Origin of the sequence: Ruegeria arenilitoris, assembly GCF_013032445.1 — a bacterium.
In the GTDB taxonomy this organism is placed as follows: Bacteria; Pseudomonadota; Alphaproteobacteria; order Rhodobacterales; family Rhodobacteraceae; genus Ruegeria; species Ruegeria arenilitoris_F.
Map to the genome: position 1 here is coordinate 1 of NZ_WQCA01000031.1, position 23461 is coordinate 23461.

At 53.3% G+C, this 23461-nt stretch carries 20 protein-coding genes and 1 pseudogene; 12 read left to right on the plus strand and 9 right to left on the minus strand.

Going from position 1 to position 23461, the window contains the following annotated elements:
* The 5 genes and pseudogenes from GOW98_RS25900 to xylF form a co-directional block, all read right to left on the minus strand.
* Positions 1–154: pseudogene (locus GOW98_RS25900) on the minus strand (IS6 family transposase); the annotation flags it as partial.
* A gap of 219 nt (positions 155–373) precedes the next feature.
* On the minus strand, positions 374–1681 hold the full coding sequence (gene xylA, locus GOW98_RS23025) for a xylose isomerase (protein WP_170336509.1): 1308 nt from the start codon (positions 1679–1681) through the stop codon (positions 374–376).
* 9 nt (positions 1682–1690) lie between these two features.
* The gene (locus tag GOW98_RS23030) at positions 1691–2494 is read right to left on the minus strand and encodes an ATP-binding cassette domain-containing protein (protein WP_170336511.1); all 804 of its coding nucleotides are present in this window, start codon (positions 2492–2494) and stop codon (positions 1691–1693) included.
* Positions 2494–3792 carry a sugar ABC transporter permease gene (locus GOW98_RS23035; protein WP_170336513.1) on the minus strand — a complete coding sequence of 433 codons (1299 nt, stop codon included), beginning with the start codon at positions 3790–3792 and terminating at the stop codon, positions 2494–2496. Before GOW98_RS23035 ends, GOW98_RS23030 begins: the two co-directional genes overlap by 1 nt.
* A gap of 63 nt (positions 3793–3855) precedes the next feature.
* Positions 3856–4875, minus strand: a complete 1020-nt coding sequence (gene xylF, locus GOW98_RS23040; RefSeq protein WP_155150139.1) for a D-xylose ABC transporter substrate-binding protein — start codon at positions 4873–4875, stop codon at positions 3856–3858.
* A gap of 151 nt (positions 4876–5026) precedes the next feature.
* Here xylF and GOW98_RS23045 point away from each other — a divergent pair, with 151 nt between their 5' ends.
* Both GOW98_RS23045 and GOW98_RS23050 read left to right on the plus strand, forming a co-directional pair.
* A complete protein-coding gene (locus GOW98_RS23045) occupies positions 5027–6244 on the plus strand; it encodes an ROK family transcriptional regulator (RefSeq protein ID WP_170336515.1) in 1218 nt (405 codons plus the stop codon).
* Complete coding sequence (locus GOW98_RS23050; protein WP_170336517.1) at positions 6234–7745, plus strand: CRTAC1 family protein; 1512 nt, start codon at positions 6234–6236, stop codon at positions 7743–7745. Before GOW98_RS23045 ends, GOW98_RS23050 begins: the two co-directional genes overlap by 11 nt.
* On the opposite strand, the gene GOW98_RS23055 is transcribed toward GOW98_RS23050, so the two are convergent.
* The 4 genes from GOW98_RS23055 to GOW98_RS23070 form a co-directional block, all read right to left on the minus strand.
* Positions 7746–9047, minus strand: coding sequence for a cytochrome-c peroxidase (locus GOW98_RS23055; RefSeq protein ID WP_170336519.1), 1302 nt, complete (start codon positions 9045–9047; stop codon positions 7746–7748).
* Position 9048: 1 nt separating this feature from the next.
* On the minus strand, positions 9049–9996 hold the full coding sequence (locus GOW98_RS23060; RefSeq protein WP_170336521.1) for an aldose epimerase family protein: 948 nt from the start codon (positions 9994–9996) through the stop codon (positions 9049–9051).
* The gene (xylB, locus tag GOW98_RS23065) at positions 9993–11450 is read right to left on the minus strand and encodes a xylulokinase (protein ID WP_170336523.1); all 1458 of its coding nucleotides are present in this window, start codon (positions 11448–11450) and stop codon (positions 9993–9995) included. The genes GOW98_RS23060 and xylB overlap by 4 nt, the downstream gene beginning before the upstream one ends.
* 228 nt (positions 11451–11678) lie before the next feature.
* Positions 11679–12458, minus strand: coding sequence for an MOSC domain-containing protein (locus GOW98_RS23070; protein WP_254438138.1), 780 nt, complete (start codon positions 12456–12458; stop codon positions 11679–11681).
* A gap of 386 nt (positions 12459–12844) precedes the next feature.
* Between GOW98_RS23070 and GOW98_RS23075 the strand changes: the two genes are divergently transcribed.
* The 10 genes from GOW98_RS23075 to GOW98_RS23120 all read left to right on the plus strand — a co-directional run bounded on the left by GOW98_RS23075 (position 12845) and on the right by GOW98_RS23120 (position 23334).
* A complete protein-coding gene (locus GOW98_RS23075; protein WP_170336525.1) occupies positions 12845–14164 on the plus strand; it encodes an ABC transporter substrate-binding protein in 1320 nt (439 codons plus the stop codon).
* Positions 14165–14244: 80 nt separating this feature from the next.
* Positions 14245–15192 (plus strand): carbohydrate ABC transporter permease, encoded by a 948-nt coding sequence (locus GOW98_RS23080; RefSeq protein ID WP_170336527.1) that lies wholly within the window; start codon positions 14245–14247, stop codon positions 15190–15192.
* On the plus strand, positions 15189–16127 hold the full coding sequence (locus GOW98_RS23085) for a carbohydrate ABC transporter permease (RefSeq protein ID WP_170336529.1): 939 nt from the start codon (positions 15189–15191) through the stop codon (positions 16125–16127). The genes GOW98_RS23080 and GOW98_RS23085 overlap by 4 nt, the downstream gene beginning before the upstream one ends.
* Positions 16124–16312 carry a hypothetical protein gene (locus tag GOW98_RS23090; RefSeq protein WP_010442360.1) on the plus strand — a complete coding sequence of 63 codons (189 nt, stop codon included), beginning with the start codon at positions 16124–16126 and terminating at the stop codon, positions 16310–16312. The genes GOW98_RS23085 and GOW98_RS23090 overlap by 4 nt, the downstream gene beginning before the upstream one ends.
* Positions 16313–16314: 2 nt before the next feature.
* Complete coding sequence (locus GOW98_RS23095) at positions 16315–17412, plus strand: ABC transporter ATP-binding protein (RefSeq protein WP_170336530.1); 1098 nt, start codon at positions 16315–16317, stop codon at positions 17410–17412.
* Positions 17405–18397 carry an ABC transporter ATP-binding protein gene (locus GOW98_RS23100; protein WP_170336532.1) on the plus strand — a complete coding sequence of 331 codons (993 nt, stop codon included), beginning with the start codon at positions 17405–17407 and terminating at the stop codon, positions 18395–18397. The genes GOW98_RS23095 and GOW98_RS23100 overlap by 8 nt, the downstream gene beginning before the upstream one ends.
* A gap of 11 nt (positions 18398–18408) precedes the next feature.
* A complete protein-coding gene (locus tag GOW98_RS23105; RefSeq protein ID WP_170336534.1) occupies positions 18409–20031 on the plus strand; it encodes a dihydroxyacetone kinase subunit DhaK in 1623 nt (540 codons plus the stop codon).
* A 7-nt stretch (positions 20032–20038) separates the two neighbouring features.
* Positions 20039–21097, plus strand: a complete 1059-nt coding sequence (locus tag GOW98_RS23110; RefSeq protein WP_170336536.1) for a LacI family DNA-binding transcriptional regulator — start codon at positions 20039–20041, stop codon at positions 21095–21097.
* Between the two features lie 27 nt (positions 21098–21124).
* Positions 21125–22180 carry a sugar phosphate isomerase/epimerase family protein gene (locus tag GOW98_RS23115; RefSeq protein WP_170336538.1) on the plus strand — a complete coding sequence of 352 codons (1056 nt, stop codon included), beginning with the start codon at positions 21125–21127 and terminating at the stop codon, positions 22178–22180.
* Positions 22180–23334 carry a Gfo/Idh/MocA family protein gene (locus tag GOW98_RS23120; RefSeq protein ID WP_170336540.1) on the plus strand — a complete coding sequence of 385 codons (1155 nt, stop codon included), beginning with the start codon at positions 22180–22182 and terminating at the stop codon, positions 23332–23334. The genes GOW98_RS23115 and GOW98_RS23120 overlap by 1 nt, the downstream gene beginning before the upstream one ends.
* Positions 23335–23461: the final 127 nt, after the last annotated feature.

Consider the following 23461-nt stretch of genomic DNA (forward strand, 5'->3'; position numbering starts at 1 on the left):
ATCGAACCGCTTCATGGCTGACGTCGACCCCGCGCTCATGCAGCAAATCTTCCACATTTCGAAGCGACAGAGGGAAACGGATGTACAGCATCACTGCAAGGCGGATAATCTCGGGGCTGGTTTTGAAATACTTGAAAGAGGCAGGTCTGGTCATGGGCAAAAGCTATGCAACCGCCCTGCCCCGCTCAAGCAAAGTTCTTCTGACAAGACCGTCAAGCATTTGTGACCCAAAACGAATTGCGGCCGTTTGCCAGAATAAGGAAGGTTTTGTCTGTATGGACGGGTTAAGAACAAAACCTCCATTCGTGTCCTCAGCACCAAGGGCGGCTTGGCGTGACTTTTGACAACAGCGGAGAACACCCGAGTTTGGCAGTTAAACAAATCTGTTCACATAATTCTCTAGTATTTCCTGGCGTCCAGATTGCGGCTCTGGGTTTATTCCTTCATTTAAAACGCGCGCGGAAATTTCATCCAGACTACTGCCTAACATGGACGCTGCGTGTGGAGACTTCCAACCAGAATACCGTTGCGAAAGCGCGTTTTCCAAACCCCCATCTTCAATCATTGCAGCCGCTGCTTTCAAACCACGTGCGCATATGTCCATTCCACCGATATGAGCTGCCGCCAGATCGACAGCGTCAATCGATTGCCGGCGAATTTTGGCGTCGAAATTTGTGCCGCCGGTGGTAAAACCACCAGCTTTCAGGATGTAATAGTAAGCTAGGGCGACTTCCGGTGTATTGTTCGGAAACTGGTCTGTATCCCATCCGGATTGGTAGTCGTTGCGGTTCATATCAATCGAACCCAGCATCCCTTCAGCAGTCGCAACCGCAATTTCATGCTCGAAGCTATGCCCGGCAAGGATCGCGTGGCCCTGCTCAAGATTTAGCTTCACCTCGTTCTCTAACCCGTACTTCCGGAGAAAACTGATGCAAGTAGCTGCGTCATAGTCGTATTGGTGCTTGGAAGGCTCCTGAGGTTTCGGCTCCACAAGAATGGTGCCTTTGAACCCGATCTTGTGTTTGTACTCTACGACCATGTTCAAAAAACGGCCCATGTGGTCCAATTCAGTTTTCAGGTCTGTGTTCAGAAGAGTTTCGTAGCCCTCACGACCACCCCACAGAACATAGTTTTCGCCGCCTAGTTTGTGAGTTGCATCCATGCAGGATTTCACTGTCGCTGCAGCGAACGCAAAAACGTCGGGATCAGGATTGGTACTGGCGCCAGACATCCAGCGACGATGACTGAACATATTGGCCGTACCCCAAAGCAGTTTGGTGCCAGAAACTTGCATCTTTTCACCGATATAATCGGTGATTTCTTCTAATGTGCGCAGGTTATCGGCAAAGTTTCCCTGTTCGGGCCGGATATCAGCGTCGTGCCAGCAAAAGAATGGCTGCCCCAAAAGCTCAAACAATTCGAATGCAATATCTGCCTTCTGGCGGGCCCGACCCATATCGTCCTGAGGATACCATGGGCGTTCGAACGTAGGTCCACCAAAGGGGTCTCCGCCCTCCCAAGCGAATGAGTGCCACCAGGCGACCGCAAATCGCAGATGGTCCTCCATACGCTTGCCCATGATGATTTCATCCCGGTTATAGTGCCGAAAGGCCAACGGGTTCTTGCTATCCACGCCTTCAAACTGGACCTTCTCGATCCCTTCAAAAAATCCACTTGGCATTTCTGCCCCCTACTCTGCTTTTTGCGCTGGCTGCTTGCCGAGAATAATCATCGACAAAAGATCGTCGTCAGTGACATCTGCGATATCGACCGTCCCAACCAGTTTCCCATTCTTCATGACCGAGGCCCGGTCACACAGTTCCATGACGGCATGCACATCGTGGTCGATCAGGAATATCCCGATGCCTTGCGCCTTTAACTGGTGGATCAGATCCGCCACCATCTGCGTTTCATGCGGCCCGAGCGCTGCTGTCGGCTCATCCATGATCAGAATACGTGCGTTGAAATAGACAGCCCGAGCGATCGCCACTGATTGTCTTTGCCCACCCGACAAGGCGGAGACCGGGTCATTGAACTTCTGAAAGTTCGGGTTGAGCTGCGCCATGATCTTTCGGCACTCGGCTTCCATGGCTGCGTCGTTGACCAAACCAAATGGCGTCGTCATTTCGCGCCCCAGAAACAGGTTCGATGTTGCGTCCAGATTGTCGGCCAAGGCGAGCGTCTGATATATTGTTTCGATGTGATTCGCACGGGCGTCACGGGGATTGCCAATCTCAACCGACTTGCCATCGATCAGGATCTCGCCGTTGTCCATCTGATAGGCGCCGGACAATACCTTGATCAACGTGGACTTTCCGGCCCCGTTATGGCCGAGCAAACCAACGACTTCACCCGGATAGAGGTCGACCGACACATGGTCGACGGCCTTGATCCCACCGAAAGAAATCGAAATGTCGCGCATCTCGACCAATGGCGGCGCGCCTGAACCGCGCCCAGTACCGGAAGGTTTTTTCTGAGTATCCTGAGCTTGCATCACTTGGTCCCCAGTCGCTTGCGGTAAACGATGTCGATATAGACGGCCAACACGAGGACGCTGCCGACGACGATGTTCTGAAAAGGCGCGTCAACGCCAACCATTGCCATGCCCGATTGCAGCGCCTGCATGATCAATGCACCAAGGATCGCGCCATAAATCGTGCCGATACCCCCGGACAACGCGGTCCCACCGATAACAGCGGCGGCAATAACCCGTAGTTCGTCCAGCGTGCCAATGTCGTTCGAATGGTTTGCCAAGCGGGCCGAGGCGACCACCGCGGACACGGCGCACAAGAAACCCATCAAAGCAAAGATTTTCACGGTCAGCAGCCGAGTGTTGATACCCGAAAGCTCTGCCGCATCCGGGTTGCCGCCAGTGGCAAAGATGTATCGGCCGAACTTGGTTTTCCGCGCCACGATTGTCAGCGTGACCGCCACGATGATCAGAATGAGGACAGAAATCGGTATCCCGTATCCGACGACCAGCCCCTCTGGCATTGTCTCTCCGCGCGCTTCGAACATGCGTTGCAGCCGGCGCGTCGGAATGGCGTAACTGTTTACGATGTAAACGTACCCAAGGATGGCAATTGCGATTATCCCGGCCAGAGTGGCCTCGGCCCAAACAGGTTTCACAGGGAAGCCATGTGCCGCTTTTGCGCGTCGGCCACTCCACAAAGCCCAGATGGCAACCGCAGTAGCGAAAAGCCCAAACAGCCAGCTTGTCGTCGTTCCCAACGTACCGTTAGTCCCGCCAAACATCAGGAATGTACTATCCAGAGGGCCAATCGTCTGGCCGCTGGTCAAATACCACGCTACGTTTCGCCAAACCAGAAATCCACCAAGGGTGACGATGAAGGCTGGTATCGTCAGATAACCAACCATCCAGCCATGAAACGCACCAATCAGCGTGCCGACAAACAGCCCCACGACAATGGTGATCGCCCAGGTTGCAGGATTGTTCAATCCCATCCCAAGCACCTGCGGCAAAAGCTCGGTTTGCGTCATTGCCATCACAGCCGAGGTTGTTGCCAATAGTGCGCCAACCGACAAGTCGATGTGTCGCGTGACGATAATGAACACCATCCCACATGCCATGATGGCAACCGAAACTGTCTGGATGGACAGGTTGAATAGATTGCGCGGCGTCAGGAACCTTCCATCTGTGAAGATGTTGAATCCGATGCACAGGATGACAAACGCGCCGATCATTCCCAAAAGCCGCATATCCAGTTCCAGTTGCTGGAACAGGTTGGGTTTTGCTTTTTCAGGTACCGGCTGAGACGAAGTTTCGGTCATTTCCGATCTTTCATATTCAGCATTTGCCCCAGGCCCAGACTAAGAGGCCCAGGGCTGAGTGGTTTAGTTACAAGGGGCAGGTCCGTTTTCAACGCCTTGGCAAAGATCTTCCAGCGGGATCCATCCGGCATCAACAACCACGGACAAGTTGTCCTTAGTGATTGGGACAGGCGCGAGGAAAACCGAGTTCATCTCGGTTCCACCCGGTGACGTCCAGCTCACTGCACCTTCGACATCAGCAGGGCTTGTCCCACCGCTCAACGCAACAGCGATTTCGCCAGCGGCCTTTCCAAGTTCGCGAGCATCCTTCCAAACCGAAACTGTCTGCGTTCCCAGTGCAACACGGTTCAACGCAGCGTGGTCGCCGTCCTGACCGGAAACCGGAATGCCTTCCATGCCCTGTGCGGTCAGCGCAGCGACAACACCGCCTGCAGTACCGTCATTCGACGCAACGACTGCATCCACGTTGTTCTCGTTCGCGGTCAGGATTTGTTCCATGTTCCGCTGCGCGTTCGCGGGCAACCAACCATCCGTATAGGCTTCACCAACGATTACAATGTCACCGCTGTCGACGGCTGCTCCAATGATCTCTTGCTGACCACCACGTAGGAAGTCTGCGTTCGGATCAGTGGGAGAGCCTTTGATCATCACGTAATTACCTTTAGGCATGGCTTCAAAAACAGCCCGGGCCTGCATTCTGCCAACTTCCACGTTGTCGAAGGTCAGATAGAACGCACGGTCGTCCTCAATCAGGCGGTCATAGGCAATCACAGGGATACCTTCGTCCGCCGCGGCCTGAACCGCTGGCCCGATGGCCTGCGCGTCCTGCGCCAGAATGATAAGCGCGTCCACGCCTTGGGCTATCAGGCTTTCAATGTCCGATAGCTGCTTTGCGGAAGAAGACTGCGCGTCTGCCGAAATGTACTCGGCACCGCCTGCTTCAAGCGCGGATTTGATGGCTGCCTCATCTGTTTTCCACCGCTCTTCCTGAAAGTTCGACCAGCTTACGCCGACCACTGGCTCTGCGAATGCGGTCGAAGCCAACAAAGTGGCCACAGCCGAAAAGCTGAGAATTCTCTTCATGATTTCCTCCCATTTGCCGAGCCATCGCATTTCGATTCGCGGCTCTCACAGATTTGAATACCATATTTATTTCAGCCGGTAAAATATTTACTCTACAAGAGGCAGTCAAATTCAAATAGATTGGACCAACAGCAAGATTCGCGAGGACAAGATGCTGAAAAGCAAAGCCTCTCCGGTTTCTTTGGAACAAAGAAATACGACCCGCTTACGGGTATTGGAGCACATCAGAGCCAAGGGGTCCGTCTCGCGGATCGATATTGCATCCGCTTTGCAAACCAGCCCTGCGACTGTCACGGCCGCCACGGCTGATCTCATCTCGGCCGGGCTGGTCAAAGAGACTGAAGGCCAGGCACAGTCAAAGTCGGGGAAGAGAGGCAGACCCAGAGTATTGCTGCAATTGGACGGCCAGATGCACCTTGTGGCCGGCCTCAAGGTGGCTCGGCAAGTAATCTCAGTTATCTTGGTCGACTTTGAAGGTAACGAAGTCGCATCCCATAAATATGCTCTGGATCACGCCAGAATGTCGCCCCAAGAATTTGTATCGGCGATCCGTGAAGCTCTTGAAGAAACCTGCAGTCAGATCGATCGTTCTGTCGCTCATTTGGCAGGTGTTTCGATCGGGGTGGCTGGACTGGTCGATGCAAACAGAAATTTTGTCCACTGGTCTTCTTCGATTACTGAGAGAAACATTGATTTCAGCCACTTGCTTTCAAATGAGCTGCCCTGCCCTGCATTCGTTGACAACGACGCCAATCTTGTCGCCAAGGCCGAACAGCTTTTTGGCTTGGGCAAGGGTTTAAAGAACTTCCTCGTTGTTACGATCGAACACGGTGTTGGCCTTGGCATCGTATTGGACGGCAAACTATACCGTGGAGAACGAGGCTGCGGCGCTGAGTTTGGGCACACCAAAGTTCAACTTGACGGGGCTTTGTGCCAATGCGGTCAACGCGGATGTCTTGAAGCCTATGTGGGCGACTATGCTTTGATCCGCGAGATGACGGTCACCGGTCATACCAACGACATGGAATCCGTTTCCGACATACATGACCGCGCCAACTCAGGTGACGACAGAGCTTCATCGGTGCTTGCCCGCGCAGGTCAGATGTTTGGCCTCGGGATTTCCAACCTGATCAACTTGTATGACCCAGAGTGCATTATCGTCTCGGGGACACAAATGAGCTTTGAACATTTGTGTTCCAGCGAAGTGATGACCCGCATTCGGAACGGCGTTGTGAATGTCGATGCACCTTTACCCCAGATCAAAGTTCATCACTGGGGCGACATGATGTGGGCCAAAGGGGCAGCAGCCTATGGAATTGAGCAAATTTCGATCCTCAAGGTTAAGGAACTTACGGCGAATGCGTCTTGAGATTGCGATATTTGCGACTTTGGCCACAGTTGCGAATGCGGGCGCTGATGCTCCTGAGTTTATAAACGTTGAAGTGCCAAAACACGTCTATGATGGCGGGTGGGAACATTTTGTCGGCGGTGGTGTGGCCGTTTTCGATTGTAATGGGGACTCGCTGCCGGAACTCTTTGTGGCTGGCGGATCCAATCGGTCTCAACTGTTCATCAATACCTCGAAGGAACAGATATCATTTCAAGCAGAGACGCCCGAGGATCTTTCGCTGGCCGGTGTGACCGGCGCCTACCCTCTTGATGTTGATAGCGACGGCGTAATGGATCTGGCGATTTTGCGTGTTGGCCCAGACCTTCTTCTGCGGGGCCATCCCGACTGCCAATTCAGCCCTTTCACTGAACTCGGGTTTCAGTCCGAGGATCACTGGACCACAGGTTTCTCGGCAACATGGGAAAGCGGGCAAAGCTTACCGACATTGGCTTTTGGCACCTATGTAGATCGGTTTGATCCTGAAGGTCCTTTTGAGTCTTGCGGACCAACCCTTTTGTACCGCCCGGAAGGCGACTTGTATCACGAGCCACTGCATCTTGAGCCCGGCTACTGTTCACTTTCTATTTTGTTTTCTGACTGGGCCCGAATTGGCCGCGCTGATCTTCGCGTCAGCAACGACCGTCACTACTATGTTCGCGGCGGTCACGAGCAGTTATGGGCGATGGAGCCTGAACCTCGGCAATACTCGGAAGACGAAGGCTGGCTTCCATTTTCGATCTGGGGAATGGGGATCGCCTCGCGGGACCTCACAGGGGACGGTTTTCCCGAAGTTTATCTGACCTCGATGGGTGATCAGAAACTCCAAGTATTTGACCCAGTGACAAACGGCCCGACCTGGCGCGATGCAACTTACGAAAAGGGTACGACCGCTCATAGACCGCATATCGGTGGAGACGGAAGGCCATCCACCGGGTGGCACGCACAGTTTGGCGACGTCAACAACGACGGCCGGGACGATATATTCGTGGCCAAGGGAAACGTAGAACAGATGCCCGATGCGGCTCTGAACGACCCCAATAACCTACTACTACAGAAATCCGACGGTCAGTTTATTGAAGCTGCAGCAGATGCCGGTACTGCCTCGATGGCTAAGTCTCGTGGCGCGGCGCTTGTTGACCTTAACAACGATGGCAAGCTGGATCTGGTGGTCGTCAACCGAGGTTCTGAGCTCGAAGTCAGTCAGAACACTTCGCAGAGTGGCAACTGGCTCTTGCTGGATGTCACTCAGGATCAATCCAATCACGCTGCAATTGGTGGATTTGTTGAAGTCAAAACCTCGCTGGGTGTTCAGACCCGCGAGCTAACAATCGGCGGCGGTCACGCTGGTGGTATCGCTGGGTTTCAGCATTTTGGGCTTGGGAGTGAGGACAAGGTGCAGGTTCGTATGATCTGGCCGGATGGGTCGAAAGGCGAGTGGTTGGACTATCAGCGCAACCAAATCATACGTCTGCACCGCTGATTACTTTTCAACCGGCAACCCACTTGGAACTTGGTCGGGCACACCTAGCCGCTCTGCCGGGTCTTCAAGGCTTGCCAGAAATCTGAGAAGAGCGTCGATTTCCTGATCCGTTAGGTTAACATTCGACAAGCTGTTGCTTTGGGCAATCGCCTCCACGTGCTGATTGTCCGACATTGCCCTTTGATCTTTGGAGCCCGGGAAGTCCGGCAATGCGGCCAACTCGATCGAGTAGCTTTTTAACGACGAAACCGCGCCCAGATGATGCCGCACGATGTCCTCAAGTTCGGCAAAAGCTCCGTTGTGTCCGTACGGAGCTGTCAGTGTCACGTTGCGCAAAGATGGCGTGCGGAAAGCAGACGCGTCGTCGGGATCACCGGTCACGCGAAAACGCCCGTCGTCCCTGACATGGTTTTCAAATCGCGCCGCCTTTCCCGGGCCGATCTGCGGAAGTGCGATCGAATGAAACTTGTGATCGGTCTGGAACCAGCCCGAGTGGCAATTGCTGCATCCGGCTTTTCCAAAGAACAAGCCCATACCAATCTCGGCCTCTTCTGACAGCTCAGCTTCACCTCGCATCGCGCGGTCGAACGGGCTGTTATCCGCACGCCACTCGAATGCGATAAAGTCCGCGATTACATTGGCAATTGCCGTGAACGTAATTCCATCATGCGGCGCTAAATCTTCAAACCTCTGCTCATACTCTGGAATGGCCGCAACACGTTCTGCAATCAGATCCCACGCGCCGCCTTGCTGTGTCAGAATTCCGAGGCGAACCGCTTTGCTCACGTCATTCTCAGAATAGTGACCCGCCATTTCGTCTGGCGACAAAACCGGGAACATGGCCTGTGCGGCCAGCGCTGAATTGAAACCAGAACGCATATGAGTACCCAACGGGGTTCTGATACCATCAGGTTGCGTTGGGTCTGCCTCTAGTCGCCCATCGTGGAAAAACGTCGTGAACTCAGTGGCTCCGAGGTTCCAAAGCCCTGGTGAGTTTCGAGGAATACGTTGCTCCGGGGTATTCTCTGGGCCCAATTTCCGCTCTGGCCCCAACCCAATTCCCCCTTCCCCTATACCAAGGGAAACACCGTCGGACGTGCCTAGCCTGGGATGATGACAAGTCGCGCAGCTGATATTCTTGTTGCCAGACAAGATCGGGTCATAGAACAGTAAACGCCCCAGCTCAGCGCTTGCAAAGTCAGGATCGAGGAACTCCGGCAAAGGACCAAGCGATTGGGCACGCGCACCGCCCACCACTGAGATCACCAACTCGAAAGCCAAGAATAGCGAAACTGCTCTCATGTCATTCCTCAGAAACTTCTAGAATAAGTTCCTGCCGATACGGATTCTCCGGAGTATAAATGATTGAGGGAAACGACGAGATATTCGGTGCATTGGGATAACCCGATGGCTCGATACACACACCACGCGAAGCGCGACGCGGTTTTGTCAGCTTATAGCCCGAATAAACCTGCGCTCCGGGTTGGTCAGAGTAGACTGTCAACGCGAGGCCAGAGGGTGAAGTGAGTTCCGCCACCGGAGCTTTTGGGTCGCGATCACGATCAAAGCAAAAAAAGTGATCGATCCCTTCGGAAGCACTTCCGATCGTATTGGGCGTTGAAAAATCCAGCCCGTTTTCTTTGGTCGCAAGCACTCTGCCCGACGGAATACCCTGATCGTCGATTTCCAGATACCAATTTGAAGCGAGTTTCAGCTTATGCTCGTCTACGCCTTCTGCAGCACCCAAAGTGTAGTAGTTATGTTGCGCAATGCTTATCGGCGTAGGCCGATCAGGCTGTGCAGTTATTGAATAGGCCAAGCGTGGACCCTGTAGGCAGATTCTGACCTCGAACCTGATATTCCCCGGAAAGCCACTCTCCCCGTCGCGAGAAACATAGCTCAGAAAGACTTCGTTCTCTGCAATCTGTTCGAGTTCCCAAGACTGTTTAGACAGCCCATCGTCGCCGCCATGTAGGGTGTTTTTGCCCTCATTGGCGTTCAGGCCAAAACTAGCGCCCTCCAAGTCAAACTTCGCGCCACTGATACGGTTGGCAACACGCCCAACCATTGCGCCCAGGTAACGCGCATCGGTGAGATACTCATTTGGATCGTCAAACCCAAGGATGAGCGGCTCGTTCTTGTACCACCAGCCCTGTGTGATCGCCCCATAGTTCAAAACCGAAACACGCATATTCCCATCGGTGAGAATAGCAGTTTCTATCCCGGAGGCTTTACCCGTTTCTGGCTTCATCTTACTGCCAGCGGCGCAAGCGCCTTATAGAATTGCCTATATCTCCGGAATTCGTTTTCGTAGGCGTCAATAAGATCCCGACGTGGTTCGATGCGTTCCTGAATTTCCGGCGGCGTCATAACTCGGGTCGGTTCCGCGTTGGTCGCAGCACAAATAGCTAGACGCGCGGCGCCCATTGCCGCGCCGAATTCGCTACCTTTTGGCAAATCCAGTGGAACTTGCAAAACAGTAGCCAAGGTTTCCAGCCAGAACCGAGATCGCGCACCTCCCCCAACTGCCATAAGACTATTCGGCTGGGTTCCGGTGCTCTTAAGTGCCTCAAGGCAATCTCTCATTCCAAAGGAAACACCCTCCATTACGGATTGGGTCAACTCAGCGGGTTCCGACGAGATGTCCACGCCCAAAAGCGCACCTCGGATATGGCTATCGTTATGCGGTGTCCGTTCTCCTGACAGATATGGCAGGAACGTGATCGCAGAAGGTCCATTCAATTTTTCCGGTAAAGATGCAGCGAGTTTCTCCACAGGTTCACCCAAATTGCGAGCAAGCCAATTCATGCTGTTCGTTGCTGAAAGCATGACGCCCATTTGTATCCACCGATCCGGGACTGCGTGGCAAAAACAGTGCACGGCGGTTTCCGGATCAGGAGCATAGACCTCCCGCGCAGCGAGCAACACACCAGACGTACCAAGAGAGACAAACCCGGTGCCGTCGTTGATGCTCCCGATACCGCAGGCAGCGGCAGCATTGTCGCCAGCACCACCAGCCACAACAACCGGACTCGTAAGCCCCCAATCCTGTCTCAAACGGGCCTTCAACTCTCCACCCGGATCATTGCCTTCGACCAAGCGCGGCATCTGCTCTACACGCATGTGACCTATGGCTAGTGCCTTTTCTGACCACTGCCGAGTGTCAACGTCTAGCCAGGATGTTCCTGCGCTGTCAGACATGTCTGAAACGTATTCACCAGTCAGCCAAAACCGCAAATAATCCTTCGGCAGCAATACCTTGCCCACCTTTGAGAACACATCCGGCTCATTCGCACGCAGCCATTCGAGTTTCGGCGCCGTAAACCCCGGGAATACGATGTTTCCCGATATCGCACGCATCTCTGGTGTTTGATCTAGTGTCCGTGCTTCGTCGGCTGACCGAGTATCGTTCCAAAGAATACAGGGCCTCAATATTTCGCCATCATGATCCAGTAGTGTAGCGCCGTGCATGTGTCCGCTTAGGCCGATACCTCGCAATTCTGAGAATGCTTGCTGGTTGCCAATGCGAAGCTTCCCAACAACCTCTTCGCAAGCGTTGGTCCAATCCAAAGGATCCTGCTCAGACCAACCAGGCTTGGGCGTCGAGGTGGAAATGCTGACTTCGGCATCACCGACAACGTGTCCTGTGTCATCTACCAGAATCCCGCGGAGACCTGACGTTCCCAAATCTAAGCCCAGATACATTGAGCACCACCTGCCTAAATATTTTAATGAATAAAATTATTTAAAACAGAGATCTTGTCAAGGCTCCGTCAAAGGAGTGCGCTTCAGTCGTATCCAGATCAGAAAGCACGAACGCGACGCCCTTCGATGCCCCGAACGCCCAAAAAAACAGAGCAAGAGTTGAGTTTAATCGTCTGACCGAACATGGCTTAAACCTCTTAGAAAAGCCACTTTGGCGGGAGGCAAGGATTAGGCGAGTATTTCCCCAGTTTGACCGACCGTTAGCGTTCCACCATTAACCACTTCGACATAGACGCCCATATCCATATGGCCCATCAATTTCCGAATAAGGTAGGGTATTTTCAAGTCGCGCTCGGCCGTTTTCGGGTTCACTTCAGTTGCCGCACACCTTTTCGTACGTGAGAGTATCTTCAACTCGACATCGCCAAATCTTAAAACTGATCCAACTGCATCCAGCTCAGCAAACGAAGGTAGACCGTCTATCTCAATATTCGCTCGGAAGCGCGCCGGGTGGATTTCTGCGTTCAGTTGTTCGCCTAACTTTTTCACAGAGGCCAGATTCAAAACGGATATCGCGTTCATCATTTGCGGTGATACGACAGATACATCTGTAAACCTATGAGGAGCAGAGGAGACAAACTTTGGCAGCTCTGGATCTTTTAAACCGATCTCTGAAGAAAGGAACTCTGCCGCCTTCTCCCGATCTTCAGACTCTCGCATATCAAAGCGTCGTGTCTTTCCGTTCGCATTGATCTCAAGTGCCTGGGACTCAATTTCAAAACCGGTCTGAATGCCTGCCAGTGCAGCCTCGTTCAACAAAACGACAAAACGATCTTTCGGCAGTGGTACTGGGTTCTGCATGTCGAAACCGGAGTTGTAGCGAGCAAATCCGAACAGGCGATCGCCCGGAATGCCCTCTCCTGCTCGCAGCGTTACAGTTCGCATAGGCTCGGAACTCAAGCCTTTTATAGGATAGCGGTTCAATCGGACGATGGAGAGATTGTTCATGCGTTTGCACCCGACCAAAAAGAACTATGCACGGTCCCGAGTTGTCCGCGCTGTTTGACGCTATCTCGAATCCTCAAAGGTATCGACCAAATAGGCTTTGAGCGCTTCAGAAGCGGGTTCGCTAAACCTGTTGGCCGAATGACGGCTACGCCCATTTAAGTCGATATGACCATTCAATACCTCGCTGCTGAAAATACATGCGTATCAAGGTCAAAGAACATTTTCATTTATAATCAATAACTAAGAGACACAATTGGCGATCCCCTCCGGTTTATTGAGGTACGAACCTCAAATATATCTGGACTTGAGGTGCGTACCTCAAATAGCCTTGGAAATATGCCGCGATTCGCACATCCTCGATTGACGGCGAAAAAAGGGAGGAATGGATGACTTACACAAAACTGGCCTCGGCCAGCGCAATAGTCCTTGCCGCTACTACTCTTTCGACCAAGGCAAATGCTGAAGATCTGACACTCTGTTGGGCTGCATGGGACCCGGCCAACGCGCTTGTTGAGCTATCAAAAGAATTCGAAGCAGAATCCGGCCACTCGATGAACTTCGAATTTGTTCCCTGGCCAAATTTTGCAGACCGGATGCTGAATGAACTGAACTCTGGGGGTAAGCTCTGCGACCTGCTGATAGGTGACAGCCAATGGATCGGCGGTGGCGCAGAAAACGGTCACTATGTCCAGCTGAACGATTTCTTCGATGCTGAAGGTATCAGCATGGACGATTTCGCGCCAGCCACGGTCTACGCTTATTCGACTTGGCCTAAGGGCACACCAAATTACTACGCGCTGCCTGCGATGGGCGATGCGAATGGCTGGTTCTATCGCAAGGACTGGTTCGAAGACCCAGAAATTCAAGCTGCTTATAAAGAAGCGACTGGTCAGGACCTACGCGAGCCTCAGTCTCAGAAAGAACTGTTGCAGATCGCGCAGTTCTTCCAAGGTCGTGAAATCGACGGCAAGACAGTCTATGGCGCAGCAATCTTTACCGAGCGCGGCTCGGAAGGGATCACCATGGGTGTGACCGGAGCGCTGTATCCATGGGGCTTCAAATACGAAAACACCCCGGGTTCATATGATATGGAAGGCGCCGTAAACTCACCGGAAGCGGTTGAGGCTTTGGAGTTCTATAAAGAATTCTACAAAACGGCGACGCCTCCGGGGTATACCAACTCCTACATGGGTGAGAGCTTGGATGCATTTAAGTCCGGTCAGGTCGCCATGGCTATGAACTGGTTTGCGTTCTTCCCTGGTCTATATGCCGATCCCAATACCGGTGGTGACAAGATCGACTTCTTCGTGAACCCACCACAAAATCAGGCGGGTTCAACACTGGGCGGACAAGGTATCTCTGTTGTCAGCTACTCTGACAAACAGGACGCCGCACTTGAGTACATCAAGTGGTTTGCGCAACCGGAAGTTCAGGCTAAATGGTGGGAACTTGGCGGATACTCTGCACATAACTCGGTGCTGGAAGATCCCGGTTTCGTGGACAGCCAACCGTTTGCCGGTGATTTCCTGGAAGCAATGGGCGGTGTGCAGGATTTCTGGCAAGAGCCTGCCTATGCGGAACTGCTGTTGGCAATGCAGAAACGCATCCACGACTACGTCGTTGCCGACCAAGGCACCGCTCAAGAAGCGCTTGATCTTCTGATTGAAGATTGGACGGAAGTCTTCGAAGACGAAGGCAAGCTGTAGTCCGGACGCAGACAGGAGCGGGTGCAAACCCGCTCCACATTCACCCGTGAGTCCGAAACCAAAAAAGAACTGGCAAAGAGATGTCTGACAGGACCGTAGATCGCGTTGCGCAGGCAACGCCCCAGCGAGTTGCGCGAAAAATCCGGGGGTTATCCGACCGCGCAATCGCCTGGATATTCATCTCCCCAACGATTTTTCTATTGCTGGCGATCAACATCTTTCCGTTAATCTGGACCATCCAACTGAGCTTTACCAACTACAAAGCCAACCGGATCGGGCGTGAAGTCAAAGATGTCGGGCTCAGGAATTACGAGCGTATCCTGACAGACTCGGACACATGGCTGAATATGCAGGCGACGGCGCATTTCCTGTTCTGGACGATTTTTTTCCAGGTCCTGATCGGGTTTACTCTGGCATGGTTGATCAACAAGAAATTCAAGGGCAACGATCTTTGGACCACGATTATCGTGCTGCCTATGATGCTGTCTCCTGCAGTCGTCGGGAACTTCTGGAAGTTCCTGTATCAACCTCAAATCGGCCTGTTCAACTACATCGTGTCCTGGTTTACCGGCAAGGACCCATCGAGCTTTGAAATGCTGGGATCGGTCACGTTGGCCCCGTGGGCAATCGTTATTGTCGACACCTGGATGTGGACCCCCTTCGTGATGCTGATCTGTCTGGCCGGTCTGCGCAGCATTCCCGACTACATTTACGAGGCAGCTGAGATCGACCGAGCCAGCAAGCTGCGGCAGTTCTTTACGATCACCATCCCGATGGTGTTGCCGTTCCTGATGCTGGCCGTGCTGTTTAGAGGGATCGAGAACTTCAAGATGTTCGACCTGGTGGTTCAGCTAACCGGTGGAGGCCCCGGTTCGGTTACGGAACTCACTTCAATCAATCTCAAGCGGGAAGCTTTTGAAAAGTGGCGTACGGGCTATGCCTCGGCCTATGCGATCATCCTTTTCGTCACAGTGTTCGGCCTTGCGTCGATCTACGTCAAAGCTCTGAACAAGGTGAAACAGAGATGAGCAGTTTTTCCGTCACCGAACCTTCGAACCGGTCCAAGTGGATCGCAGGTTTTCTGGTCATCGCTTATGCGCTGATCACGATGATCCCGCTGGTTTGGATTTTGCTGACTGGCTTCAAGTCTCCAGCCGATGCGATCAGCTACCCGCCCAAGGTTGTCTTTGACCCAACGCTTGAAGGCTATGTCAATCTCTTCACCACTCGTACACGGCAGACGCAGGAGTTTCTGGAAGCCAACCCGCCACAGAACTGGGCCGATGAGATCGTGCGCCAATACGACATGGTGATTGTCGGACCATCCAAATTCGGTGAGCGCTTTATGAATTCGGTTATCATCGGGTTCGGCTCGACGTTCTTGAGTATCTTCCTTGGCACGCTGGCCGCCTATGCCTTCAGTAGGTTTAAAGTACCGCTAAAGGACGACCTTCTTTTTTTCATCCTCAGTACAAGGATGATGCCCCCGGTCGCCGTCGCCATCCCAATCTTCCTGATGTTCAGAAACCTTGGTCTCAGCGACACGCATTTGGGAATGATCCTGCTATATACGGGCGTGAATATTTCCCTGGCGGTCTGGTTGCTAAAAGGTTTCATCGACGAAATCCCAAGAGAGTACGAAGAGGCCGCCCTCATAGATGGCTACACAAGGTTTCAGGCATTCTACAAAGTGGTGCTGCCGCAAGCCGCGACCGGTATAGCCTCAACAGCTATCTTTTGCCTGATCTTCGCCTGGAATGAGTACGCGTTTGCCGTGCTGCTGACATCCGCCAACGCGCAGACTGCACCACCGTTCATCCCGACCATTATCGGTATCGGCGGTCTGGACTGGCCTGCCGTGGCGGCCGGAGCGACGATCTTCCTAATCCCAGTCATGATCTTCACCATCCTGATGCGCAAACATTTGCTGCGTGGGATCACATTCGGAGCCGTGCGCAAATGAGCGATTTTCTAACCGGATTGATGCGGCTCCGCCGCGGCCCATGGGAGATGGTCGCAACCATCCTTATCGCACTGGGTGTCTTCATGCTGATGCAGCCCTTTGTCCTTTGGGCCTTCACCTATTCTTTCATCGTCACGCTGATCGGAACCGTCATGTTTATAATCGTCAGCCATTTCCCGGAGTAGAAATGGCCCAGATCGTAGTCAAAAACGTAAAAAAGATGTTCGGCAATTTCACGGCTGTCCGCGAAAGCTCGTTCACGATTGAAGACGGTGAGTTTTTCATGTTGCTGGGGCCATCCGGTTGCGGAAAAACGACGACTCTACGGATGATCGCGGGATTGGAACTTCCAACATCGGGTGAAATCTATCTGGACGGTGAAGAGATCAGCCAGCGGCCCCCGTCGGAGCGAGACATTGCCTTCGTGTTCCAGATGTTCGCGCTGTATCCCCACATGAACGTGCGCAAGAACATCAGCTACCCGCTAATATCGCAGGGTATGCCGCGCCCCGCCGTAAAAGCCAAAGTCGAGGAAGTCGCCGGAATTCTAGGGATAAACGACATACTGGATAGTCCAGTAGGTGGACTTTCAGGCGGCGACAGACAGCGTGTAGCGCTTGGACGCGCGATTGTTCGCGAACCCAAGGCGTTCATGATGGACGAACCTCTTGGTGCCCTGGATGCCGAATTTCGTGAGCATATGGCCGAAGAACTGCGCGCGCTTCATGATCGCATGGGCGCAACCACCGTTTACGTTACACACGATCAGTTGGAAGCCATGCAAATGGGGGACAAGATCGTGGTGATGAACAACGCTGTGATTGAGCAATTCGGCACACCTCAGGAAATCTACGACAAACCGGCTACGATGTTTGTGGCGGATTTTATTGGGTCTCCTTCGATGAACTTCCTGCCGTTTCAGGGAAAGGTCGAACCCGGCTCGGAAATGGTCCGACTGAACGGCCATGACGAAGCGGTGCCCAAGCTGATGGAAGGGGCCGAAGGTGAATTGGTTTTTGGTGTCCGTCCCGAACATGTTTTTCTGTCGGATGCGAGCGCCTACCGGGCCAAGGTTCTGGCAGCGGAATATCTGGGAACCACTCAGATCGTGACGCTGCAAAGCCCGAACGGAGAACTGAAAGCCCGGATTGATGCACGCGAAGTCGTCAGTCCCGGTGAAACAGTGGGATTGGAGTTCCGCTCTCCCGCAGTAACCCTATTTGAAAAATCTACCGGGCGCGCTTTGAGGTCCGCTCTGAACGACGAGGTACTAAGCAATGGCTGAAGTCGTATTGGAGAATATCTCGAAGTCATTCGGCAATCTTAAAGCGGTGGATGATATTTCAATGACGATCCCCAACGGTGCCTTTGTGGTGTTGTTGGGTCCAACTGGTGCGGGAAAAACAACGACGCTGAGATTGATATCCGGACTTGAGAAACTGGATTCAGGAACGGTGCGTATCGCCGGGCGAGATGTTGGAATAGAAACGCCAGCCCAGCGCGATATAGCCATGGTCTTCCAGCAATACTCGCTGTACCCGCATATGACAGTGCGTGAAAACCTGTCTTTTCCTTTGCGTTCGCCGATCCTGAAGACACCAGAGGATGAGATCGCCAGGAAGGTTAACGAAGTCTCGGAGATCCTCCAGATCCCGCACAAACTGGACAACAAAGCCACTGAACTGTCTGGCGGTGAAATGCAGCGCGTTTCAATTGGACGGGCGCTTGTGCGCGACCCCCAGATATTCCTGATGGATGAACCCCTCAGCTCTTTGGACGCCAAGCTTCGGGCGGATTTGCGGGTAGAGCTGAAGAGAATTCAGGCAGATCTGGGATCGACCTTACTCTACGTGACCCATGATCAGGTCGAAGCCATGACAATGGCGACGCATATCGGCGTTTTGGAAAACGGTAGGCTAGTCCAGTACGGTACCCCTCGCGACATCTATGAAAATCCGGGCAGTGTTTACGTAGCCAGCAGGTTGGGTCTGCCACGGATAAACATCCTGCCGTCCGAGTTGTTCGGAGGCGATCACAAAGGTCCACAGATTGGTCTTCGCCCGGAAAACATAATTGAAGGCGAAGGCCGTGAAGCACGGGTAATACGTGCTGAGCATCTGGGGGATCAAACGCGGCTGCACCTGGACCTGAATGGTCACCCTGTTGTGACCTTGATTGATGTCCATCAGGACTATCCCTCAGGAAAAGTCATAAAAATCCGCCCGCACAACCCATTGTATTTTGACGCGTCCGGCGCGCGAGTGAATTAAGGAGCAAAAGTATGGCCCAGTTCCTCAATACTAAAGAAACCTTGGTGACAGAGGCCATAGACGGCCTTTTGGCATCCTCCGGAGGACGACTTACTCGGTTGGACGGCTACCCGCACATCAAGGTTGTTTACAGATCGGACTGGGACAAGTCGAAAGTCGCCTTGGTTTCTGGTGGAGGGTCTGGTCACGAACCCGCCCATGCAGGTTTTGTTGGCGCTGGTATGCTGACAGCTGCGGTATGTGGGGAAGTGTTTGCGTCTCCGTCAGTCGAGGCGGTTCTGGCAGGCATTCTTGCGGTTACGGGTGAGGCTGGGTGCTTGCTTATCGTCAAGAATTACACCGGTGATCGGTTAAACTTTGGGCTCGCGGCTGAACGCGCCCGTGCATTGGGTCGCAAGGTTGAAATGGTCGTCGTCGACGATGACATCGCCCTGCCCGACCTGCCACAACCCCGTGGCGTGGCCGGAACTTTGTTCGTACACAAGATCGCCGGTGCGCTTGCTGAAAATGGTGCAGATCTGGATACAGTTACCAATGCAGCAAGAACTACCATCGCAAAGGTCGTCAGCATTGGTATGAGCTTGGACACCTGCACCGTTCCGGGTTCTCCGAAAGAGGACAGGATCGCGCCTGGCAAAGCGGAACTGGGCTTGGGCATTCATGGCGAGCCCGGTGTACAGCAAGTCGAATTCTCAAATGCTGTATCGGCCATGTCCACAGTTGTGGATAAGCTGAAACAAAGGGTTGGATCTGGGGATTGTGTGGCGTTGGTCAACAACCTTGGCTCTACAACTCCGCTGGAAATGGCAGTCCTCACGCATGCCTTGTCCGAGACATGTATCGCCCGCCATATCATTGGCCCAGCACCAATGATGACATCGCTGGATATGCACGGATTTTCTGTTTCCATTCTGCCCGTAGATCATGACGATTTGTCGGCACTCCAGGCTCCTCTTGATCTGGCGGCTTGGCCCGGCGTAAATTCGATCGATGCGATAAAGGTCGCGCCTTTGCCCGACGGTCTGACACCTATCGATCCAATTCCTTCGAACAATCCCGCCACAAGGGAAACAATCTCGCGCTTGTCTGAACTGCTCATCAACGCTGAGAAGAACCTAAACGAGCTGGATGCGAAGTCCGGGGATGGCGATACAGGAAGCACGTTGGCTACGGCTGCAAGAGCATTGCAAGGTAGCCTTGACCGAATGCCGCTCGCTGATTTGACACAACTGTTTCCAGCGTTGGGCAATGAATTGAGCCAGACAATGGGTGGTTCTTCCGGAGTGATACTCGCAATCTTCTTCAACGCAGCTGGAGACGCATGTGCGAGTGGAGCGTCTGTACCGAAGTCGCTGGTGGAAGGTTTGAATAGGGTCAGCCAAGTTGGAGGTGCCAAAGTCGGTGACAGGACAATGATCGACGCCCTGGCACCTGCACTTGCTGCCCTCCCATCTGGGCTGACACATGCAGCAAATGCCGCTCGCGAAGGTGCGAACAACACAGCGGAAATTCGTCGTGCGAAGGCGGGCCGCGCAGCATATGTTCCCGAAGAAAACCTGGTTGGACATAACGATCCTGGCGCTGAAGCTGTAGCTTTGCTGTTTGAAGGCTTAGCACGGGAGATTGAGGGCTGAAGAACACGTGGAAGATCAAAAACAAAAACTAGAATTGGTGAAAAAGCCAACCGTCAATGACATCGCCCGCGTAGCAGGTGTCAGCCTGGCGACCGTTGATCGGGTCTTGAACAGGCGCCCCGGCGTGCGAGCAGTGACTGTACAGAAAGTACAGAAGGCGATTGATGAGCTGGGGTATGTGCGCGACACCGCCGCAGCCAACTTGGCGCGAAACCGCGTCTACAATTTCCTCTTTGTTTTACCAGACACGGACAACGAGTTTGTGGAGGCAATAAGCAGTCAGATCGCTGAACAAACACGTGACCAGTTTATCCAACGAACGCGCATTGCAGTAAAGAACGTCGCTCCGTTCGAGCCGCAAGATATCGTCAACATTCTAGATGCCGTCGACAGTTTGGATGTTGACGGAGTCGCTGTTTTCGGGCCCGAAACGCCTTCTGTTCGCGACGCTGTAAAAAGGCTCAGGGACAAAGGCGTTCCGGTTGTTGCCTTGGTGTCTGACTTGCCGAGTTCTGAGCGAGACCACTTTGTCGGAATTGATAACGTTTCGGCAGGACGAACTGCCGCTCAGCTAATGGGACGATTTGTTCATCGCGACGGCAAGGTCTTGGTTCTTACAGGCTCTCGTTTGGCACGTGACCACCTAGAGCGTCGCCAGGGCTTTGATCTTGTTGTGGCTGAGGAGTTTCCGCACCTCGAAGTCGTAGCGTCTGTCGAAGGCCGTGATGACCCGAACCTGATTTACAAGATGATGCCCGAAATCTTTGAAACCTACCCCGATTTGGTCGGAATATACTCGTCAGCTGCGGGCAATGCAGGCCTGATTCAATTTCTTTCAGAGAACAAGCTCAGCAAAGATCTGGTAATTATAGCTCATGAGCTTACTCCGCTTAGTCGTGAGGCGCTTACGCTCGGTACATTTGACGCACTTATCTCGCAAGACACTGGGCACATTGTTCGTTCAGCCGTCCGTCTGCTGCGTGCGACTTCAGACAAAGTTCCATTCAACAAAGCGCAGGAACGCATCCGTATCGACATCTATCTAAAGGAAAATTTACCGCCATAGAGGCTTAGGTTTTGGGGAGGAATTTTTATGAAGACGATCAAAGGTCCAGCTTTGTTTCTTGCGCAATTTGCGGGGGACGAAGCACCATTCAATTCGTGGGACGCGATCACCAAATGGGCGGCTGATTGTGGATACAAAGGTGTTCAGGTCCCCAGTTGGGACGGCCGGTTATTCGACCTCGAACAAGCCGCGTCCAGCACCGGTTATTGCGATGACTTCAGAGGCAAAGCCAGGGAAAATGGTGTCGAAGTTACCGAACTTTCAACGCACCTTCAGGGCCAGCTTGTGGCCGTTCACCCAGCCTATGACAGTGCGTTTGATGGCTTTGCAGCCGAAAGCGTCAGAGGAAACCCGAAAGCCCGGCAAGAATGGGCGGTAGACCAGGTCAAAAAAGCGCTATCCGCTTCGAAAAATCTGGGCATTTCGGCACATGCGACATTCTCAGGCGCGTTGGCATGGCCCTATGTTTACCCATGGCCTCAGCGCCCTGCTGGCTTGATTGAAACGGCGTTTGATGAGCTCGCTCGTCGTTGGGTGCCCATCCTGAATCACGCCGATGAATGCGGCGTTGATGTCTGCTACGAAATTCACCCCGGAGAGGACCTCCACGATGGTGTGACGTACGAGATGTTTCTGGAACGGACGGGAAATCACCCCCGGGCCTGCATGCTATACGACCCATCGCATTACGTGCTGCAATGCCTCGATTATCTGGACAATATCGACATCTACAAAGATCGGATTCGAATGTTCCATGTGAAAGATGCCGAGTTCAACCCAACCGGCCGACAGGGTGTTTATTCTGGTTATCAAAGCTGGGTTGATCGTGCCGGGAGGTTCCGTTCGCTTGGTGATGGCCAAGTGGACTTCGGTGCAGTTTTCTCAAAAATGGCGGCGAATGATTTTGATGGCTGGGCTGTGGTCGAATGGGAATGCTGCCTCAAACACCCCGAGGATGGAGCGCGTGAAGGCGCTCAGTTTGTGTCAGATCACATTATCCGTGTGACTGAAAAAGCCTTTGATGACTTCGCCGACGGTGGCGCAGACGAAGCAGCCAATCGTAAAATGCTGGGGATTGAGTAATGGTCACAGGACGCAATGAAGAAACCTCAGGCCGCATTCGACTTGGCATGGTTGGCGGTGGAAACGACGCCTTCATAGGCGGCGTACATCGAATTGCGGCGCGATTGGACGACAAGTTTGAACTGGTCGCCGGCGCTTTGTCTTCAACATCAGAGAAATCTCTTGAAAGTGGACGGGCATTGGGGCTCGAACGGGTCTACGAAGACTTCAAACAAATGGCGATAAGGGAAGCCCGGCTGAAATCCGGGATTGAGGCGGTCTCAATTGTCACGCCAAATCACGTCCACTATGCAGCCGCGCGCGAGTTCCTGAAACGCGGTATTCACGTGATTTGTGACAAGCCACTCACCTCGACCCTTGCCGATGCGAAAAAACTGGTCAAAGCGGTGGAAAACGCGAATGCCCTATTCATTCTGACCCATAACTATACGGGCTATCCAATGGTCCGGCAGGCACGTGAAATGGTTGCTAACGGAGAAATTGGCAAGATTCGCGTTGTTCAGGTTGAGTACCCGCAGGACTGGTTGACCGAGCAGCAATATTTCAAACAGGCAGAGTGGCGAACCGACCCAGAACGCTCGGGCGCAGGTGGATCAACCGGCGACATCGGAACCCATGCTTACAACCTCGCTTGCTTTGTAACCGGGCTGAAGGCGGAAAGCTTGGCGGCGGACTTGCAGGCCTTTGTGCCGGGGCGCAAAGTCGACGACAACGCGCATGTCTTGCTTCGCTTCGAAGGCGGAGCGCGAGGCATGCTGTGGTCTTCTCAGGTGGCTCCCGGTAATGAAAACGCACTTCGTTTGCGGGTCTATGGCGAAAAAGGTGGGCTGGAGTGGGCCCAGGAAGATCCCAACTATCTCGGGTTTACGCCTTACAACGAACCAAAGCGTCTGATGACCCGGAATGGAGCTGGAGCTGGTGACGCTGCCAATCGGATGAGCAGAGTTCCTCCGGGCCATCCCGAAGGATATCTTGAGGGGTTCGCAAATATCTATGGAGAGGCTGCTGAGGCGATCCAAGCTTTCCGCAATGGGATTTCACCTGACGCGTCGGTTGTTTTTCCAACGGTTCATGACGGGCTAAACGGCGTTAAGTTTGTGGCGGCGTGCGTGCAAAGCTCTTCAAAAAATGCGACTTGGGTCAAGTTAGAGTAAAATCTGGCTGTGGGCATATCCAACGCCTCAGCATGGTCGCGGTGCTGCCAGACAAATGCGCAACAGTCTCTATAAGGACAGGATGACTGCCCCTTATTCCGCGCAAAGACCGCGCCACTCGGAGAGA

What these genes read in the sequence shown, in the direction of transcription:
- GOW98_RS23100 (WP_170336532.1), top strand. Translation starts at nt 17,405, where the DNA reads ATGGCTGAAGTCGTATTGGAGAATATCTCGAAGTCATTCGGCAATCTT.
- GOW98_RS23095 (WP_170336530.1), top strand. Translation starts at nt 16,315, where the DNA reads ATGGCCCAGATCGTAGTCAAAAACGTAAAAAAGATGTTCGGCAATTTC.
- GOW98_RS23090 (WP_010442360.1), top strand. Translation starts at nt 16,124, where the DNA reads ATGAGCGATTTTCTAACCGGATTGATGCGGCTCCGCCGCGGCCCATGG.
- GOW98_RS23120 (WP_170336540.1), top strand. Translation starts at nt 22,180, where the DNA reads ATGGTCACAGGACGCAATGAAGAAACCTCAGGCCGCATTCGACTTGGC.
- xylA (WP_170336509.1), bottom strand. Translation starts at nt 1,681, where the DNA reads ATGCCAAGTGGATTTTTTGAAGGGATCGAGAAGGTCCAGTTTGAAGGC.
- GOW98_RS23105 (WP_170336534.1), top strand. Translation starts at nt 18,409, where the DNA reads ATGGCCCAGTTCCTCAATACTAAAGAAACCTTGGTGACAGAGGCCATA.
- GOW98_RS23055 (WP_170336519.1), bottom strand. Translation starts at nt 9,047, where the DNA reads ATGAGAGCAGTTTCGCTATTCTTGGCTTTCGAGTTGGTGATCTCAGTG.
- GOW98_RS23070 (WP_254438138.1), bottom strand. Translation starts at nt 12,458, where the DNA reads ATGAACAATCTCTCCATCGTCCGATTGAACCGCTATCCTATAAAAGGC.
- GOW98_RS23075 (WP_170336525.1), top strand. Translation starts at nt 12,845, where the DNA reads ATGACTTACACAAAACTGGCCTCGGCCAGCGCAATAGTCCTTGCCGCT.
- GOW98_RS23115 (WP_170336538.1), top strand. Translation starts at nt 21,125, where the DNA reads ATGAAGACGATCAAAGGTCCAGCTTTGTTTCTTGCGCAATTTGCGGGG.
- GOW98_RS23060 (WP_170336521.1), bottom strand. Translation starts at nt 9,996, where the DNA reads ATGAAGCCAGAAACGGGTAAAGCCTCCGGGATAGAAACTGCTATTCTC.
- xylF (WP_155150139.1), bottom strand. Translation starts at nt 4,875, where the DNA reads ATGAAGAGAATTCTCAGCTTTTCGGCTGTGGCCACTTTGTTGGCTTCG.
- GOW98_RS23030 (WP_170336511.1), bottom strand. Translation starts at nt 2,494, where the DNA reads ATGCAAGCTCAGGATACTCAGAAAAAACCTTCCGGTACTGGGCGCGGT.
- GOW98_RS23050 (WP_170336517.1), top strand. Translation starts at nt 6,234, where the DNA reads ATGCGTCTTGAGATTGCGATATTTGCGACTTTGGCCACAGTTGCGAAT.
- GOW98_RS23045 (WP_170336515.1), top strand. Translation starts at nt 5,027, where the DNA reads ATGCTGAAAAGCAAAGCCTCTCCGGTTTCTTTGGAACAAAGAAATACG.
- GOW98_RS23080 (WP_170336527.1), top strand. Translation starts at nt 14,245, where the DNA reads ATGTCTGACAGGACCGTAGATCGCGTTGCGCAGGCAACGCCCCAGCGA.
- GOW98_RS23085 (WP_170336529.1), top strand. Translation starts at nt 15,189, where the DNA reads ATGAGCAGTTTTTCCGTCACCGAACCTTCGAACCGGTCCAAGTGGATC.
- GOW98_RS23035 (WP_170336513.1), bottom strand. Translation starts at nt 3,792, where the DNA reads ATGACCGAAACTTCGTCTCAGCCGGTACCTGAAAAAGCAAAACCCAAC.
- xylB (WP_170336523.1), bottom strand. Translation starts at nt 11,450, where the DNA reads ATGTATCTGGGCTTAGATTTGGGAACGTCAGGTCTCCGCGGGATTCTG.